At 67.2% G+C, this 16,990-nt stretch carries 8 protein-coding genes; 4 read left to right on the plus strand and 4 right to left on the minus strand.

Annotated elements, in window-relative coordinates; genetic code table 11:
• Positions 1 to 67: 67 nt before the first annotated feature.
• From pbpC to ATE71_RS06245, 4 genes are all read right to left on the minus strand, one after another.
• Entirely contained in the window at positions 68 to 2,209 is a 2,142-nt protein-coding gene (gene pbpC / locus ATE71_RS06230; protein WP_058802578.1) for a penicillin-binding protein 1C, read from the minus strand.
• Positions 2,210 to 2,354: 145 nt separating this feature from the next.
• Positions 2,355 to 8,210, minus strand: coding sequence for an alpha-2-macroglobulin family protein (locus tag ATE71_RS06235; RefSeq protein WP_082665107.1), 5,856 nt, complete (start codon positions 8,208 to 8,210; stop codon positions 2,355 to 2,357).
• Positions 8,211 to 8,349: 139 nt separating this feature from the next.
• Positions 8,350 to 8,727: a histidine triad nucleotide-binding protein gene (locus ATE71_RS06240; protein ID WP_058802579.1), complete on the minus strand. Its 378-nt coding sequence runs from the start codon at positions 8,725 to 8,727 to the stop codon at positions 8,350 to 8,352.
• 10 nt (positions 8,728 to 8,737) lie between these two features.
• Positions 8,738 to 9,070 (minus strand): phosphoribosyl-ATP diphosphatase, encoded by a 333-nt coding sequence (locus tag ATE71_RS06245; RefSeq protein ID WP_058802580.1) that lies wholly within the window; start codon positions 9,068 to 9,070, stop codon positions 8,738 to 8,740.
• 163 nt (positions 9,071 to 9,233) lie between these two features.
• Here ATE71_RS06245 and ATE71_RS06250 point away from each other — a divergent pair, with 163 nt between their 5' ends.
• The 4 genes from ATE71_RS06250 (at position 9,234) to pdeM (ending at position 16,897) form a co-directional block, all read left to right on the plus strand.
• On the plus strand, positions 9,234 to 12,326 hold the full coding sequence (locus ATE71_RS06250; protein ID WP_082665108.1) for a TonB-dependent receptor plug domain-containing protein: 3,093 nt from the start codon (positions 9,234 to 9,236) through the stop codon (positions 12,324 to 12,326).
• Positions 12,327 to 12,605: 279 nt separating this feature from the next.
• Positions 12,606 to 15,017 (plus strand): ligase-associated DNA damage response DEXH box helicase, encoded by a 2,412-nt coding sequence (locus ATE71_RS06255; RefSeq protein WP_058802582.1) that lies wholly within the window; start codon positions 12,606 to 12,608, stop codon positions 15,015 to 15,017.
• 69 nt (positions 15,018 to 15,086) lie between these two features.
• Positions 15,087 to 16,124, plus strand: coding sequence for a retroviral-like aspartic protease family protein (locus ATE71_RS06260; protein WP_058802683.1), 1,038 nt, complete (start codon positions 15,087 to 15,089; stop codon positions 16,122 to 16,124).
• 50 nt (positions 16,125 to 16,174) lie between these two features.
• On the plus strand, positions 16,175 to 16,897 hold the full coding sequence (gene pdeM / locus ATE71_RS06265; RefSeq protein ID WP_058802583.1) for a ligase-associated DNA damage response endonuclease PdeM: 723 nt from the start codon (positions 16,175 to 16,177) through the stop codon (positions 16,895 to 16,897).
• Positions 16,898 to 16,990: the final 93 nt, after the last annotated feature.

Consider the following 16,990-nt stretch of genomic DNA (forward strand, 5'->3'; position numbering starts at 1 on the left):
TCCTGGCGGGGTAGACTAGCCGCTCTGCACGTCAGCGCAACTTAATTTCAGACCTGTGACACGCAGTTTATCGCACCGTAAAGCGCACGCGGTCGATCATCCGGCCGCCCGGATCGACGAGCGCGAGCATATGGCTGCCCGGGCGCGGCAAGATTTGCTGACCGCCATCGGCATCGCCGAGCGGCTTTTTGTCGAGAATCAGCCGGTATCCCGTCACCGAGCCGCTGACGGTGACGGCGAGCCGCTGGCGGTCCAACGGGATGTCGGGATCGAGCGCATAGACACTGCCGCTGACCGGGCTGGTGATGCGCGGGCGGCGCGCGGCTTGCGGCGCGGCGGCCATTTCGCTTTGCGCGGTGCCGGCGAGGAAATATTCGCGGCGCGGGGGCTCGCGGGTGCCGGGGAGGCTGATCCGGCGCGCCTCGACCCCGTCGGGTATCGCGGGGGACCTGCCGGGACTGCCCGCGTGGAGAGCCATCATCACATCGCGCCACACCGGCGCCGCGCCCGAGGTGCCCGAGACGGCGCGCATCGAATCGCCCTCGAGATTGCCGACCCACACCGCGACGGTGAAGCGGTCGGTGAAGCCGATGCACCAATTGTCGCGCATGCCCTTCGAGGTGCCGGTCTTGGCGGCGGCCCAGAAAGGGAGGCGGAGCGCGCTATCGGCGCCGAAGGCGTCGGCGCGGGCGGAGGCGTCGGCGAGGATGTCGCCGACAATGAAGGCGGCGGCGGGGGAGACGATCTGGTGCGTGGCGCCCGCCTTTTCCTTCGGTGTAAAACGAACCGAAGAGTAGCGACCCTGATTGGCGAACGTGCGGAAGGCATTGGCCTGTTCGACCAGCGACACTTCGGCCGATCCGAGCGCGAGGCTGAAGCCGTAATATTCGCCGTCCTCGACCAAGCCATGGTAGCCGAGGGCCCAGAGGCGGTCGCGGAACTGCTGAACGTCGTCGATGACGAGCGCCCGCACCGCGGGGACGTTGAGCGATGCGGCGAGCGCGTGGCGGACGCTGACCGGGCCTTTAAAGCTGCGGTCGTAATTTTTGGGGACGTAGAGCCCCGAGGCGGTGTCGAGCTGGACCGGGCTGTCGTCGAGGATCGATGCGGCGGTGAGCCAGCCATGCTCGATCACCTGCGCATAAAGATGCGGTTTCAGCGTCGATCCCGCCTGCCGCCGCGCATTGGCGCCGTCGACCGACGCAGCGGTCGATTTCAAACCGACGCCGCCGACATAGGCGAGCACTTCGCCGGTGGCATTGTCGAGCACGACGACCGCGCCGTCGCGCACGCGCGCCGCGCCGAGCCCCGAAAGCTGGCGACGCAGCGCGACGATCGCCGCGGTCTGGATGCGGCGGTCGATGGTGGTGGTGACACGCTTGCCGGGCTGGTCGAGCAGGCGGACGGCAAGGTGCGGCGCGAGCGCAGGGTCGAAACGCGCAGCATGCTCACCCGAAACGAGCGTCGCGGCGGCAGCGCGGATCGCGCTGCAATCCTTGGCGTGCGCGATGCGGCAGGCGCGGCGGCCGAGCGCCTCGGCGCCCGCGGCGGGGCTGGGCAGCAACCCCGCGAAGAGAGCGGCATCGGTGCGGCTCATCTGGGCGGGTGTCTTGCCGAAAAGGCTTTGCGCGCCCGCGCCGATGCCCTGCGCTTCGCCCCGCAACGGGAGGAGGTTGAAATAGGCCTCGAGCATCTGTTCGTGCGACCAGTTTGCCGCGAGCGCCTGCGCGGCGCGCATCTGGCGGATCTTGGTGCGCCAGTCACGCTGGCCGGGCTGCGCGAGGCTTGGGTCGAGAAAGGCCGCAAGCTGCATCGCGAGCGTCGAGGCGCCGCGCGAACGGTCGCCGCCGCCGCCTATCGCTAGGCGCGTGCGCACCGCACTCGCGACCGCGAGCCAATCGACCCCACCATGCGACCAGAAGCGGCGGTCTTCGTTCTGCACGACGGCGTCGCGGACCGCGGGGCTGATATCGTCCAGCGGCACCCATGCGAGGCGGCGGCGCTCGAAATTGACGCGCTCGCTGTCGAGCAGGCGGCCGTCACGGTCGTAGAGCCAGGCTTCGCTGGGCTGCCATTTTGCGCGGACGTCGGCGTATGCCGGCATCGCGGGCGGTTTGGTTGCGAGGTGCGCGGCGGTGACGAGGATGAGCGCCGCGAGCGCCACCCATGCCAGCGCGTCAAGCCAGCGGCGTTTGCGAGAAGATTCCATCGGTCGTTCTATTCGAGGAGAAACCGCGCCGGCCCTTCAATTCCCGTTCTTATCGAGCGAAGTCGAGATGCCCATCGGTCGCGTGCGCCTTTGGGGTGTCTCGACTTCGCTCGACACGAACGGCGGAAGGAGGGGCGGATGCGTGTCACTGCCCGACGCTGGCTACCGTCATCGGCGCGTTCGGCCACTGGCCGCGGATAGCGGGCGAATACATCGCCTCGACGCGCGTCGGCGGCAGGGTGAAGCGGCCCGAGCCATTGAGGCGGACGACATATTCGACCGCGTGCGTGCCCGCGGGCATCCAGCCGAAATAGCCGCGCCAGCTGTCCTTGCCGCGTTCGACATAGCTCGGCTGCGCGCCCGATCCGCTGGCTTGGCTGCCGAGCATTTCGGACTGGCCGCCGAGGTTGCCGACGATCGTCGCGCCGGGGGCGATGGGGTCGCTCACCACGACCCACGTCCGGCCCGCGGCCGCAACGACCTCGATCCGCACCTTGATCACGTCGCCGCGCGTCAGCCGGTCCTTGTTCGCCGCCTTGACGATGCTGACCGAACGCTTGATCCGGTAGCCGGCGTTTAGCGGTTCCTTCAAGGGCACCGCGGCCTTGACACTGACGGTCGCCCAGGGCGTGCCGGTGCCTTGGTGGCCGAGGCTCATCGTCGCGGCGTTCAGCGCGACGCGCAGCGGCGAAACCGGTTCGGCGGGAAGCGGCCAGCTTTGCGACGCGGTGGCGCCCGCAAGGCTGACATTGGTGACACCCGTGATCGCGCTCGCCGGATAAAGTTCGGCGAAGCGGCGGACGGTGACCGCGCCCCATGCGTTGGCGGGGGTGGTGTCCCAGTGGCCTTTGCGCTGGCGCTGCGCGACGCCGACCATCAGCTTGCCTGCGTCATCCTCCCAGCCCTTGCGGCCGAGCACGGCTTCCAAGGCCTTGATCGCCATTTCGTCGCCGCTGGTCATCATCCACCAGGGCGCGCGTGCGTCGTCGACAAGGTCGAGCCGCGTGCCTTCGTAGACGAGGCGCTTGCGCAGCTCGGCCTCGGCCGCAGTGCGCAGAGCGGGGGCGTTCCGCACGCCCGGCGTCTTTTCGAGCGCGACGAGCCAGTCGGCGAGCGTGCCCGTCGCCATGTCAGCGGGCGCGACGTCGATCGCGGCGGCGAGGCTGGCGCTCGACGCATTGTTACGCGCGAGCGCGGCGAGCGCCGCGATCCGCACGGGGCGGATATCCCACGGGCCATAGCCCTTGCGCGTCAGCCGCCCTTCGACGACCGCCTGCAATGCCTTGACCATCTTCGCCTTTGATGCCTCGGGGATCGCGAAGCCGTTCGCCGCAGTCACGTTCATGACATAGGCGGTGAGTTCGATCGAGCCGGTGAGATTTTCGTTCGGCCAGTAGCGGAGCAGCCCGTCGTCATCGAGATAGGTCGGCATCGCACCCGCGAGCGCCTGCCACCGTCCGACATCACCCAATGCCACGGCGCGCGACGTCTGTTGCTCGAAACAGGTATAGGGATAGGCGGCCATATAATCGCGCACGCCGGTGAGCGGCGGCGCGAGCGTGCCGGCAAGCGCGATATCGACATAGCCTCCGGGCAGCGCGCCCGCGGGGATCGCGATCGGCAGCGTCGTCGCGGGGCCGACGCGGAAAAGGCTGGCGGCCCAGGTCTCGACGGGTACCGCGGGTTCGACGACCTGTTCGAAGACGAGGCGGTCGCGCGCCTTGCCGCCTTTCGCCACCGCATCGACGGTCCATTCGATCGGGCCGGTTTGTTCAGGCGCGGTCATCGACCAGCTGATCGGTACCGCGCCGCCGGCGGGGATGGTGACGGTAAGCGGCGGGGCGGTGGCGACGGCGGGCGACAGCGTCGGGGTCGCGGTGACCTCCATCGGCTGGTCGGTGCCGTTGCGCAGTGTAAAGCGCGCATCGTAAGTGTCGCCGGTGCGGACGAGTTCGGGCATGCCCGCGAAGACGCCGAGATCCTGCACGGTGCGCACGCTCGTTTCGCCGGTGCCGAAATATTGCGATCCGTCGGTCGCGATCGCGACGAGGCGGAAACCTGACAGATTGTCGCTGAGCGGCACGTCGACGGTCGCGCGGCCCTTATTGTCGAGCGGGACATTGCCCTTCCAGAGCAGCACGGGCCGGAAATCCTCGCGCGTCAGCCCCGACAGGTCGCCACCGCCCCCGCCACCGGGTTCGAGCGCCTTGCGGCCATAGTGGCGCTTGCCGACCACCTGCATCTGCGCGGTCGAGGTGAGCACGTCGAGCGTGCGTTCGCCCATCATCGCCGAAAGAAGTTCCCAGCTGTCGTTGGGGGCGAGCTGGAGCAAGGCTTCATCGACTGCGGCAAAGGCGACATCGGCGTTTTTCGGTGCCTTGCCGTCGGGAGTCTTGACCTCGATGCCGACCTTTGCGGTTTCGCGAACCGAATATTTCGCCTTGTCGGCCTTGACCTTGACGCCGAGCTGATGGCCTTCCCAGCCGACCTTGATGCGCGCGATGCCCATCCGATAGGCCGGCTTGGCAAGGTCGACGAGGGCGGTCGGGGGAGCGCCCTCGCTATTTTCGATCTTGAAGCCGACGGCGCGCTTCATCTTGCGGAACCAGCTTTCTTCGCCGGTCACGCGCCCGCGCACCGCCATCACCGAGACATAGACGTCGGGTGCGTAGGTGTCGGGCAGCTTGACCTTCACGACGGGGTTGGTGCCCTTCAGCGGCACGACGAAGCTCGACAGCACGCCTTCGCGTTCGACGGTGACGAGCGCGGTCGCTTCGCGGAAAGGCATGCGCACCTGGAAACTGGCGGTATCGCCCGCAGCATAGCGCGGCTTTTCGGCGATCACGTCCATGCGGTCGCCATTGTCGCCGCCGAACCACCAGTCGTCGTCGCCCGCGAGCCAGACCGAGCGCACCGCGCGCGCCTCGTTACCGTCGGCATCCTGCGTCGTTGCGACGACGGTGACCTCGCCCGAGACGCCGGGCGCCATTGCGCAGCTTGCGCGGCCGAGCTTGTCGGTCGTCGCCGAACAGGTCGCTCCGAGCCGTGTCGTGCGCATCTGGTTGTCATAGGCGTAGAAGCCGCCAATCAGCCGGCGCCGCGCGGTGATGATCTCGCGGTTGTAAAGTGCGACAGCGATGCGCTTGCCGGCGATCGGCTTGCCGTCGAGGTCGAGCGCGATGAAATTGAGGCGGAGGTCATTGTCGCGCATCAGCCAGCCGTCGGTCTTGAGGCCAAGCCGGACCGCGGAGGGGTAGAGGGTGATGCGGCGGCTCGACGTCAGCGTCTCGCCATTCGCATCCTCATAGTCCATTTCGGCAGCCATCAGCGTCGGTTCGGTGATCGGCTGATCGACCGTGACGCTCGTCGTCGCGGCGCCATTGGCATCGAGTTTGAGCGGCACCGAGCGCGCGAGCGGCAGGTCTGCCGAGGGGGTGTCGCCGCTGTCGTCGAGCTGGACGACGCCTTCCTTCACCGGCTGGCCGTCGAAATCCCAGTCGCGATAATCCTCCGGCGGGGACCAGCTCGCACGGAAATTGGTGCGCAGTTCGACGGGCAAGTTCGGCGCGGGACCGCCCGAGAGATAGCCGACGAAGAGGTTAAGCGGCACTGCGGCGGGGCGGACGAGCGCGGTCTTTGGCCCGGTGATCGTCGCCTTCATCGTCGGCAGGCGATATTCGTCGACCTTGACCGTCTGGCCCGACCAGATCGTCTTGTCCTCGCCATCCCCTTCGCCTTTGGGGTCCTTCGTCACGAAGACGAGCTCATAATCGCCCATCGGGGCGGATGCGGGGACATTCCAGACCGTGTCGCCGCTGCCGCTCGCGGCAATCGCGAAGGGCATTTCGAATTCGGTGTCCGAGCCGCGGTGGACGAGTCGGAGCTTGCCCGCCATCGCTTCGGGCGTGCGGAAGCCGAGCCCGACCGGGCGGCGCAGGATATGCTTCATGTGGACCGTCTCGCCCGCTTTCACGAGCGCGCGGTCGAAAACGGTGTGAAGGATATCCTCACGTTCCGACCAGCCATAGGGCAAGTCGAAGTCATAGGGGCGGATGCCGCGGCCCCAGTCGGTGAGCGTGAAGCTGAAATCGTCGCCCGATCGCGCGCTGACCATTAACGCGTGGCCTTCGCTGCTCGCCGGGTCGGCGTCTTCGCGGCAGCTCGAATAGGTTTCGGGCTGCGGCAGGCCGCCGGGGAAGGCGAGGCGGCCCGCCTTGTCGGCGATGCCGCGCGCGAGCAGGCGGCCGGTGCAGCTGTCGGAGACGCGAATCTCGGCGCCCGCGACGGGTAGCCCCGTATTGAGCGATGTCACCCAGGCGAGCGAACCTTCGCGGCCCCATTTGAAATGCACCGCCATATTGGTGACGAGCGCGGCGGTCGCGACATAACGCGTCGATTTGCGACCGAGCAGCGCGGCGCCGAGCTCAGGACTCGCAATCTCGACGACATGGAAGCCCTTTTCCGACAGGGGAATGCCGACGACCTCGAACTCCTTGCCGCCGCCCGGCGGGGTTAGCTGAAGGTTGCGGCGTTCGCCGCCCGATGGCGCGCCGTCGAAGACTGACTTGGTGCCCGTGTAGTTGACCGTGACATCCTTGCCCGCGGCGTTCTTTTCCTCGCGATAGTCGCTGTCGTCAGCGTCCTCGACGCGTTTGAGCCAGCGCGCGATCGCGGCGTCGTCGTCGCCGACCTTGAGCGTCGCGGCGGGCATTTTGAGGTTCGACTGGACGAGGCTGCTTTCGACCCCGCGCACGGTGACGGGCAATACGCCGCCCTCGCCGGCTTCAAGAATCCCGAATTCGGCGGCGAATTTCACCAAAGGCGGCGCGCGGTCGATGTGGAATTTCAGCGGGAAGTTCGACTGGTTCTGCAGCTTGCGGCCGCTCTGGTCGGTGACATCGGCGGGCAGGATTAGCGTCGCGTCGACATTCTGCGGCAGCGGGCCGGCGAAGCGGACCTGTGTCAGCCAGGCGTCGTTCTTGTCGTCCGCGTCGATCTTCGGCGTCAGTTTCTTGCCGTCGGCGGTGTTGAGCGTCGCGGCGAGGATCGTTTCGCGGGGCACGGGCGAGGCGAAGCTCAGCACGACATCCTTGATCGGGTTGCACCCCGCCTGCGGGTTGACGCGGCTGCACGACATCTTGGCGGTGAAGGCGGGGCGCACGTCATGGTCGAAGCGCTGGTCGCGCCCGGCGGTGCGGCTCGGCACACCCGCCTGCGAAATGCGCGCGTCCCACACGAGCGCCATCTCGCGGCCGGGGGGCAAGGGGCGGCGACATTTGACCGCGACGACGCGGTCTAGCGCGGCTTCGCGGTCGGGGCCCGCGACGGGCAGGCGCTGCGGCAAACCCGCATCATAGGTGAAGGACTGGCGCGACCAATTATTGTCGCCGAGCCCGGTCAGAATCTCGGTTGCGGTCGCGCGCGGCAGCACGTCGACGGGGATTTTTTCGCCGATGCCGTCGACCGCGCAATAGGCGAAGCGGCCGACCGAGGCGCGGTCGGCGGCGACATTCGTCGCGACGAGGAATATCTGGTTTTCCTCGATATCCCCGTCGATCCCGCCCGCAAGCACGGCGCGCGCCGAGGGGCCGCCGGTGTCGAGCGCGAAGCGGCTGTTGCCCGCGACCGACACGCCGCGTGCGGTCTTGAGCCCGTCGCGCAGCTCGACATGGCAGGCGAGTCCGCCGGGGAGCGGTTTGTCGAATTCGAGCACCCAGGTGCGCGTATCGACCCAGCGGCCGCTCGCGGGCAATTTGCAGTCGTTGGTCGCGGGCGCGGGAGCGCGGGGATCGCCGAGCGGGACCATATCTTCGGAAAAGCGCAGCGTGAAGCGGGTGATCGTGCCGTCGCCGGTGCCGCTGCTGCCCGGGGTCGCCAGCGTGACCTGCGGCACGGTGTCCGCGGTCGCGGTCGCGGCCATCGCGAGGGTGAGGGGGACGAGCAGCACCAGCTTCGCCTTGCCGGCCAGCAATGTAGCCAGCGCGCGCCATCCCGTTTTCATCGCCTCGTCTCCCCGGTTCCCGCCCGAATGCCTATCCTGCTGGAAACAGGGGACAGAGTCCACCCGTCGCCGCGCCTTGCACCCGGTTAGTCGCGCTTGAGGAAAAAGCTGTGACCGCAGTCACAGACAAAACTGGAAATCAGCGGGCGAGCATCGGGCCGAGCTTCCGACCCGCGAAGATGTGGACGTGAAGGTGGGGAATTTCCTGGTGGCTGTCGAGGCCGGTGTTGGCGAGCAGGCGGTAGCCGGGCGCGACAAGGCCCTGGTCGCGCGCGACATGGCCGACGGCGCGGACGAAGCCCGCGATTTCGGCATCGCTGCCGCGCTCCGAAAAATCGTCCCAGCTGACATAGGCGCCCTTGGGGATGACGAGGATATGGAGCGGCGCTTGCGGATTGATGTCGTGGAAGGCGAGGGCATATTCGTCCTCATAGACGGTCTTTGACGGCAGCTCGCCGCGCAGGATGCGCGCGAAGATGTTGCTGTCGTCATAGGGAAGCGTCGCGTCGATCGGCATGGGAAAGCTCCTATTGCGGCCGGCTGGCTTTTTCGGCGTGGCCCGAAGTGCCGTGGCGGCGGTCGAGTTCGGCGGCGATCGCGTCCCAAGTCAGGCCGCGCTCGGCGAGCAGGATCGAAAGGTGGAAAACGAGGTCGCTCGCTTCGCCGATCAGTTCAGGGTCGTCCTCGCTGACTGCGGCGATGACAGCCTCGACCGCCTCTTCGCCCAGCTTTTGCGCAATCTTGCCGCGGCCCTTCGCCGCGAGGCTGGCGACGTAAGAGGCGTCGGCCTCGCCCGCGGCGAGCCGGTCGTGGATGACCGCTTCGAGCCGTCCCAGCGTTTCGCCCATTGCCTTGCTCATCGCGCGATCCTTTCGCGAGCCTGCCTAGCCGCGCCGTGCGGGCGCGACAAGCGGCCCGTTCGGACGCGAAAACTTACCGTCCCGGTAACCATATCGAAACGCCCTGTGGCGTAATTTCCGACGCGCCGGGGGGCGTGATCAACTATTAGGTCGGAAATAGACAATGAAATCAGGCACCCATTCTCAGGTGTTGCTGGCCCAGGCGTTGCTGGCGACGACAGTTTCGGTCACCGCGCTTGCGGCGTCGCCCGCGATGGCGCAGGACGGGGGCGAGATTGTCGTCACCGGATCGCGCATCGCGAAAAGCGAGTTTACCAGCGCCGACCCGATCCAGGTCATCGACCCCGAAACCGCGAAATTGCAAGGCCAGGTCCAGCTCGCCGACATGCTGCGGCAAGCGCCGGCTGCGCAGGGATCGATCCAGGTTACCTCGGCGATTTCGAACCGTTTCGTCGCGAATGGCGGCAATGACGTGCAATCGCTGTCGCTGCGCGGGCTGGGCGCCGAGCGCACGCTGGTGCTGATCAACGGCCGCCGCGCGGGGCCCGCGGGCATTCGCGGGTCGGTGGCGCCCTTCGACCTAAACGTGCTGCCGCTGTCGGTGGTGCGGCAGGTCGAGATCCTCAAGACCGGCGCGTCGTCGATCTATGGTTCGGACGCGGTCGCCGGGGTGGTCAATATCCTGACCCGCGACGACCTCGACGGCTTCGAGGGCGGCGGTTTCTCGTCGATCACCGAAGATGGCGGCGGCGAGAGCTATGGCGCCGATGTGAGCTTCGGCAAAAAATTCGACCGCGGGCATTTCTTTGCGACGGTCGACTATTTCCGCCAGCAGAATCTGGCGCGGCGCGATCGCGATTTCCTTTTCTGCGCCGAGGAATATCTGAAGCGCGAGGCCGACGGCAGCCGAGCCGACATCGTCGATTTCCGTACCGGTCGGCCAGCGTGCAGCAGCACGCAGGCGAACATGATCGTGTTCAGCGACTTTTCAGGGGTCGACGAGAATGGCTTTCCCACCTTCGGCCCCGGGCTGATCGCGCCCAATGGACAGGCCATCTTCGCGGGTCAATATGGCAGCGAATTCGCGGGCGTGGGCATCCCGATCAACGCCTATAACCCGATCGGTGTGTTCGGCCCCGCCGACTTTTTCGGGATCAATTTCGACGGCCCCTCGACGGGTGCGCTCAACCAGTTCGAGCCCGCCGAACGGGACTCGGACGTATTTTCGGGCGTTCGCCGCGTCAGCGCCTTCGCGGAAGGCGCCTATGACATCGCCGACGGCATCACCGCCTATGGCGAATTCCTGTTCAGCAACCGCAAGTCGCATAACAATGGCGTCCAGCGGATCGAGCTCCAGCAGTTCACCGGCGCATCGATGCTGCCGTTTTTCCTCTGCGACCCATTGGCCTATAATTGCGACCCCACCGATTTGGGCGACCCGCTCAACGGCGAGTTTGCGGGCAACCTGATCCTGCGTCCGCGCGTGCTGGTGAAAAGCGAAAGCACGACCGACGTCGATTATTATCGCGGCGTGCTTGGGCTGCGCGGCGATTTCGGGGCAGGATGGAAGTGGGATGTCCACGGCCAGCACAGCCGGTCCGATGCCAGCTATACGCAGGATGTCATCTATCAGGATGCGATCGCGTCGCAGACGCTGCGCACGCGCTCGTGTACGGGCACGCGGACGGCGATCCGCGACGTACAGTGTATCGACATCGACTTCACCGATCCGCGCGTGCTGCGCGGCGATTTTACGCCCGAGGAGCGCGCGTTCCTGATGGGGCGCGAGACCGGGCGGACACTGTTCAAGCAGACGTCGGCCGAAGCGATGGTGACAGGCAAGCCGTTTACCCTGCCCGCAGGTCCGGTGGGCGTTGCGTTCGGGGCGAATATCCGCCGCGACGAGATCGACGACACGCCGGGCGAAGCGACGCTGACGGGCAATGTCGCCAATTTCACGACGTCGGGGATCACCGCCGGGCGCACCGTGTCGAAGGAGCTGTTCGGCGAGATCGAGGTGCCCTTGCTCGAAGGCGTGCCGATGATCGAGCGGCTGACGCTGTCGGGCGCGGCGCGCTATACGCATGTCGAGGCAACCGCGCGCACCGGCGCACGGGACAATTTCAGCGACACGACGTGGAAGGTCGGCGCCGACTGGGCAATCAACGACTGGCTGCGCTTTCGCGGCACCTGGGGCACCTCGTTCCGCGCTCCGGCGCTGTTCGAACTCTTCCTGCAGGACCAGACAGGCTTCCTTGGCCAGCAGGACATCGATCCGTGCATCCAGACCGCAGCGCGGCTCGCGGCGGGGGCGATCAGCCAGCGCCTATTCGACAATTGCGCCGCCGATGGCATTGCGCCCGACTTCACGGGCGGGATCGGTCCCGCGACAATCACCTCGGGCGGCGGCCTCGGCCAGCTGAAACCCGAAACCTCGACCGCAAAGACGGTGTCGGTCATCCTTACCCCCGATTTGTCGGGGGCGTTGTGGGGCGGGCTCAAGACGCGCCTCGCCGTCGACTATTTCGACATCAAGGTGAAAGACGAGATCACATTGCTCGGCGCGGGCAATATCCTGACCAGTTGCTATGATTCGGACAATTTCGCGGCCGAGCCCTTCTGCGGGCTGTTCACCCGCACCGCCACCGGGCCGGACGCGCAGAGCGTCGCGAGCGTCACCGACCGCTATGTCAACATCAGCCGCCAGCGCAATCGCGGCGTCGACCTGTCGCTGGCGATCGACCAGGATCTTGGCAGGCTCGGCGCGCTGACCGCGCGCGCGCAGATGACCTGGCAATTCGAGGATGAGGTCGAACTGTTCCCCGGCACGACGATCGACGACAATGGCAAGATCGGCAATCCGAAATGGGTCGGCGATTTCAGCCTCGGCTGGATGAAGGAGGGCTGGACGCTCTTTTACGGGCTCGACGTCATCGGCGCGGCATCGAACGCGGAGGATCTGCTCCGCGCGCAGGGCGGCGACGCCTGCCGCACCTCGAGCTTCCGCCCGGGTGGGCGCTTCTGCCCCGACGTCAGCGTTCCCGCGACCTTCTATCACTCGCTGTCGCTCAGCCGCGATGTCGCCGACCGTTTCCGGATCACACTGGGCGTCGCCAACCTGTTCGACACACCCCCGCCGCGTGTGTCGACCGTGGTCACCGCGACGCCGCCGGTGATCGGACAGGCGCCCGCCTTCGGAACGCAATATGATTATCTGGGCCGCCGTTTCTTCCTGGGCGTGCGCGGGAAGATTTGACGCACGCCGGTTGGATTTCTGCCCTGGGGGCGGATCGATTGCCGGATGTCGGTTTCGGGGTGGTCAGCGGACGTCGGTCGCGCCCCCTCGCCACCCCGGACTTGATCCGGGGTCGATGACTTCGACGCCGCGCTGGATCCCGGGTCAAGTCCGGGATGACGATGGGTGGAATATCCTCCCTGTGGCGCAGCCATGGGGAGGACCTTATTTCCGCAATCGGTCCTAACCGACGATCAGAGAGGCATTGCGCGCATTCGGCTCACGCCCCAAGTTGGTCGCATGGGTCTCCCCGCTCCCTTTGCTGACTGGTTCGCCACGCGCGGGTGGCGCCTCAGGCGGCACCAGACCGATATGCTGGCGGCGGGGCAGCGCGGCGAACATGCCTTGCTTGTCGCGGCGACGGGCGCGGGCAAGACGCTGGCGGGGTTCCTGCCCAGCCTCGTCGACCTCGCCGAACACCCCTCCGACCGTCTGCACACGCTCTATGTATCGCCGCTGAAGGCGCTGGCGGCCGACGTCGAGCGAAATTTGCTCGGCCCGATCGCCGAGATGGAGCTCGACATCAGCGTCGAGAGCCGCAGCGGCGATACGTCGTCGGACAAGAAGGCACGCCAGCGCAGCCGGCCGCCGAACATCCTGCTGACCACCCCCGAATCGCTGTCGCTGCTGCTCTCCTATCCCGACAGCTTTACGATCTTCGCCGATTTGAAGACCGTGGTGATCGACGAGATTCACGCCTTTGCGCCGGGCAAGCGCGGCGATTTGTTGAGTCTTGCGCTGGCGCGGCTCCAGAGGATCGCGCCGGGGCTGCGCCGCGTCGGCCTGTCGGCGACGATTGCCGATCCGGTGCAATATGCCGGCTGGCTCGCGCCCGATGCCGATGCGCGCGCGGTGACGTTGGTCGAGGGCGAGGCCGGCGCCGATCCAGATATCGCCATCCTGCTGCCCGAAGGCGCGGTGCCCTGGGCGGGGCATTCGGGGCGCTATGCGGTGCATCAAGTGATGGAGGTGGTCGCGGCGAACCGCACGACGATCATCTTCTGCAACACGCGCGGCCTTGCCGAGCTGATTTTTCAGGAGCTGTGGAAGGTCAACGACCTGTCGCTACCCATCGCGATCCATCACGGCAGCCTCGACCGCGAGGCGCGGCAGCGGGCGGAAGCGGCGATGGCCGAGGGGCGATTGCGCGCGCTCGTCGCGACGTCGAGCCTCGATCTCGGGCTCGACTGGGGCGACGTCGATTGCGTGATCCAGATGGGCGCGCCCAAGGGATCGTCGCGGTTGCTGCAGCGGATCGGGCGCGCGAACCACCGGCTCGACGAACCGAGCAGGGCGCTGATCGTGCCAGGCAACCGCTTCGAATATCTGGAGGCGCAGGCGGCACTCGATGCGGTCGAAGCCGGCGAGCGCGACGCCGACCGCTTCCGCCCCGGCGCGCTCGACGTGCTGGCGCAGCACGTGATGGCGCTCGCCTGCGCCGCGCCGTTCGAGGAGGAGGAGCTGCTCGCCGAAATCCGCAGCGCCGCACCCTATGGATGGATCGATGCCGAAACCTTCGCCCGCCTGCTCGGCTTCGTGCGCGACGGCGGCTATGCCCTCAAAAGCTATGACCGGTTTCGCCGCCTTGCCCCCGACGGACGGGGCGGTTGGCGGATCGCGCATCCGAAGCTTGCGGCACAGCACCGGCTGAACGCCGGGATCATCGTCGATGCGCCGACGCTCGACGTGCGCTTCAAGAACGGCCGGCGCCTAGGCAGCGTCGAGGAATATTTCGCGAGCACGTTGGTGACGGGCGACACCTTCGCGTTTGCCGGGCTCAGCCTCGAGGTCGAGTCGATCCGCGACACCGACCTGTATGTCCGTGCGACGACGCGGCCCGCGCGCATCCCCTCCTATGTTGGCGCGCGCATGGCGCTGACGACCCGGCTCGCTGACCGGGTACGCGGCTTCCTGGCCGATCCGGTGAGCTGGGCGCGCTTTCCCGAAGACGTCCGTTTCTGGCTGGAGATGCAGCAACTCCATTCGGTGCTGCCGCGCCCCGGCGAGCTGCTGGTCGAAACCTTCCCGCACGAGGGTCATCACTACCTCGTCGCCTATCCGTTTGAGGGATGGAACGCGCACCAGTCGCTCGGCATGCTGGTCACCAAGCGCATGGAGCGCGCGGGGATGCAGCCGCTGGGCTTCGTTGCGTCGGACTATGCGCTGGCGATCTGGTCGCTGAAACCCGTGACGCATCCTGAGACATTGTTCGACGCCGAGATCCTGTCGGACGAGTTCGTCGAATGGGTCGAGAATTCGCACTTGCTCAAACGCGCCTTTCGCGAGGTTGCGGTGATCGGCGGGCTGATCGAGCGCCAGCATCCCGGCAAGCGCAAGACGGGCAAGCAGGTGACCTTTTCGACCGACCTGATCTTCGACGTACTCCGGAAATATGAGCCCGACCATCTGCTGCTCGAAGCCGCCTGGGCCGACGCCCGCGAGCGGCTGACCGACGTCGCGCGGCTGGGTGACCTGCTCGACCGCGCAGCGGGGACGATGCTTCACAAGGCGCTCGATCGGATCAGCCCGCTCGCCATCCCGGTGCTCGTGCTGATCGGGCGCGAAAATGTCGCGGCTTCGGACCTTGACGACGCGCTGCTGGGCGAACTTGCCGACACGTTGGCCGAAGCCGCGATGGCCCCCGACCGCTGAGCGGCCTTTCGCTTGCTGCCAAAGCCGATGAGGCGTAGATTGCGGCAAAATATACAGAGGATGCCTGCGATGACCCAAGCCACCAAGCGGTTCGTCCCATGGGCGCTGCTGCTCGCCACCCCCGCGCTGCTCGGCGCGACGCCGGCGCCCGCCGACCGGCCCACGCCGCCGGCCGCCACGCCCACGCCGGCCGGCGAAGCGCTGGCCCCGCCGGTGACGATCACCCCCTTCATCCAGCCGTTCGATCTCGACGCAACGCGGCGTATGGCGGTGAAGGTCATGGTCGGCGGCGAGGGGCCCTTCTCCTTTCTCGTCGACACCGGCGCCGAACGAACGGTCATCGCACGCGAACTGGCGGCGCGGCTGGGACTGGCCGAGGGGGCGAAGCTGCGGCTCGCGACGATCGGCGGGTCGGCGATGGTCCCGAGTTTCCGCATCGCGGCGCTGCAAATGTCCGACCTGCACCTCGCAGCGGTCGAGGCGCCTGCCTTTTCCGGCCGTCATATCGGCGCCGCGGGCCTGATCGGCGTCGATATGCTCGAAGAGCGGCGGGTGCTGATCGATTTCCGCAAGGAAAGCATGTCGATCCTTGAAACGCGCAGGCGCGCGAGGCCGATCATTCGCGACGACGACGCGATCGTCGTCACCGCGCGCAACATGGCTGGCAGGCTGATCCTGTCCGACGCGCGGCTGGGCGGAAAGCGCGTCGACGTCATCGTCGATACCGGCGCCCAGACCAGCATCGGCAATATGGCGCTGCAGAAACTCGTGGCGAGGACGCGCCAGAATCGCCTGCCCTTCACCCCGACGGAACTGTCGGCGGTGACCGGCGAAACGGTCGCGGCGACGCGCACCGCGATCAAGCGCATCGTCCTCAATGGCATGGACGTCAACGACCTGCCGATCAGCTTCGCCGACAGCCAGGCCTTTCGCGCGCTGGGTCTCGACGAACGCCCGGCGATCCTGCTCGGCATGGATACGTTGGCGCTGTTCGACCGGGTCGAGATTGACTTCCCGAACAAGCGCGTCGTTTTCGACCTGCCCGACGGCGCGCATCGCCAGACCGGGCAACGCTTCGCCGCAAACATGGCCGCCGCAGGCGGATAGCCCGCCGGCGCGCGCTTGCGGCGCCGCCGCGGCATTGCCATAGCGGGCGCATGTCCGGCGCCGTCTCCTTCGATTTCGCGGGCCAGCAGTTCGACATGCTGGCCGACCGCGCGCTATTTTGGCCCGCGCACGGCGCGCTGATCGTCGCCGACCTGCATCTGGAAAAGGCCAGTTGGTATGCGGCGCTGGGCCAGCCGCTGCCCCCCTATGACAGTCACGACACGCTCGACCGGCTCGCCGCGCTCGTCACCGCGACGGGCGCCCGCGCGCTGTGGTGCCTTGGCGACAGTTTCCACGACCGCCGCGCGGCCGAACGGATCGCCCCCGCGGTGGCCGACCGGCTGCACCGGCAGGCCGCGTCGACGCAGCTGCTATGGATCGCGGGCAATCACGACGGGCTGACCGGCGGTGCGTGGGGCGGGCAAATTGCCGACGAACTGGTGGTCGACGGCATCGTTTTTCGCCATCAGAGCGAACGGGGCGAGACGCGGCCCGAAATATCGGGTCATTTCCATCCCAAATTGCGCCTCAGCCTGCGCGGCCGCCCCGTGTCGCGCCCCTGCTTCGCTGGCGACGACCGCCGGTTGATTCTGCCGGCTTTCGGGAGCCTGACGGGAGGGCTTGCCGCCGAAGACCCGGTGATCGCGGCGAATTTTTCCGGCGCCTACCGCGCGATGCTGGTCGCCCGCGGGCGCCGGCTCTGCATTCCCTGCCCCGGCGTCGGCGGCGATGACGCTACGGCAAGCCGCATCATCGGGCTCGCCGGCGCCTAAGCCTCGCCGAACAGGCGCTTTTCCGGCTGTGGCCAAAAAGCATCACCTCTCCAAAAACGACGCAAATACGGGGCTTCGGCTGGATTGGCCGCG

Source organism: Sphingopyxis sp. H115 (assembly GCF_001468465.1).
Taxonomy (GTDB): domain Bacteria; phylum Pseudomonadota; class Alphaproteobacteria; order Sphingomonadales; family Sphingomonadaceae; genus Sphingopyxis.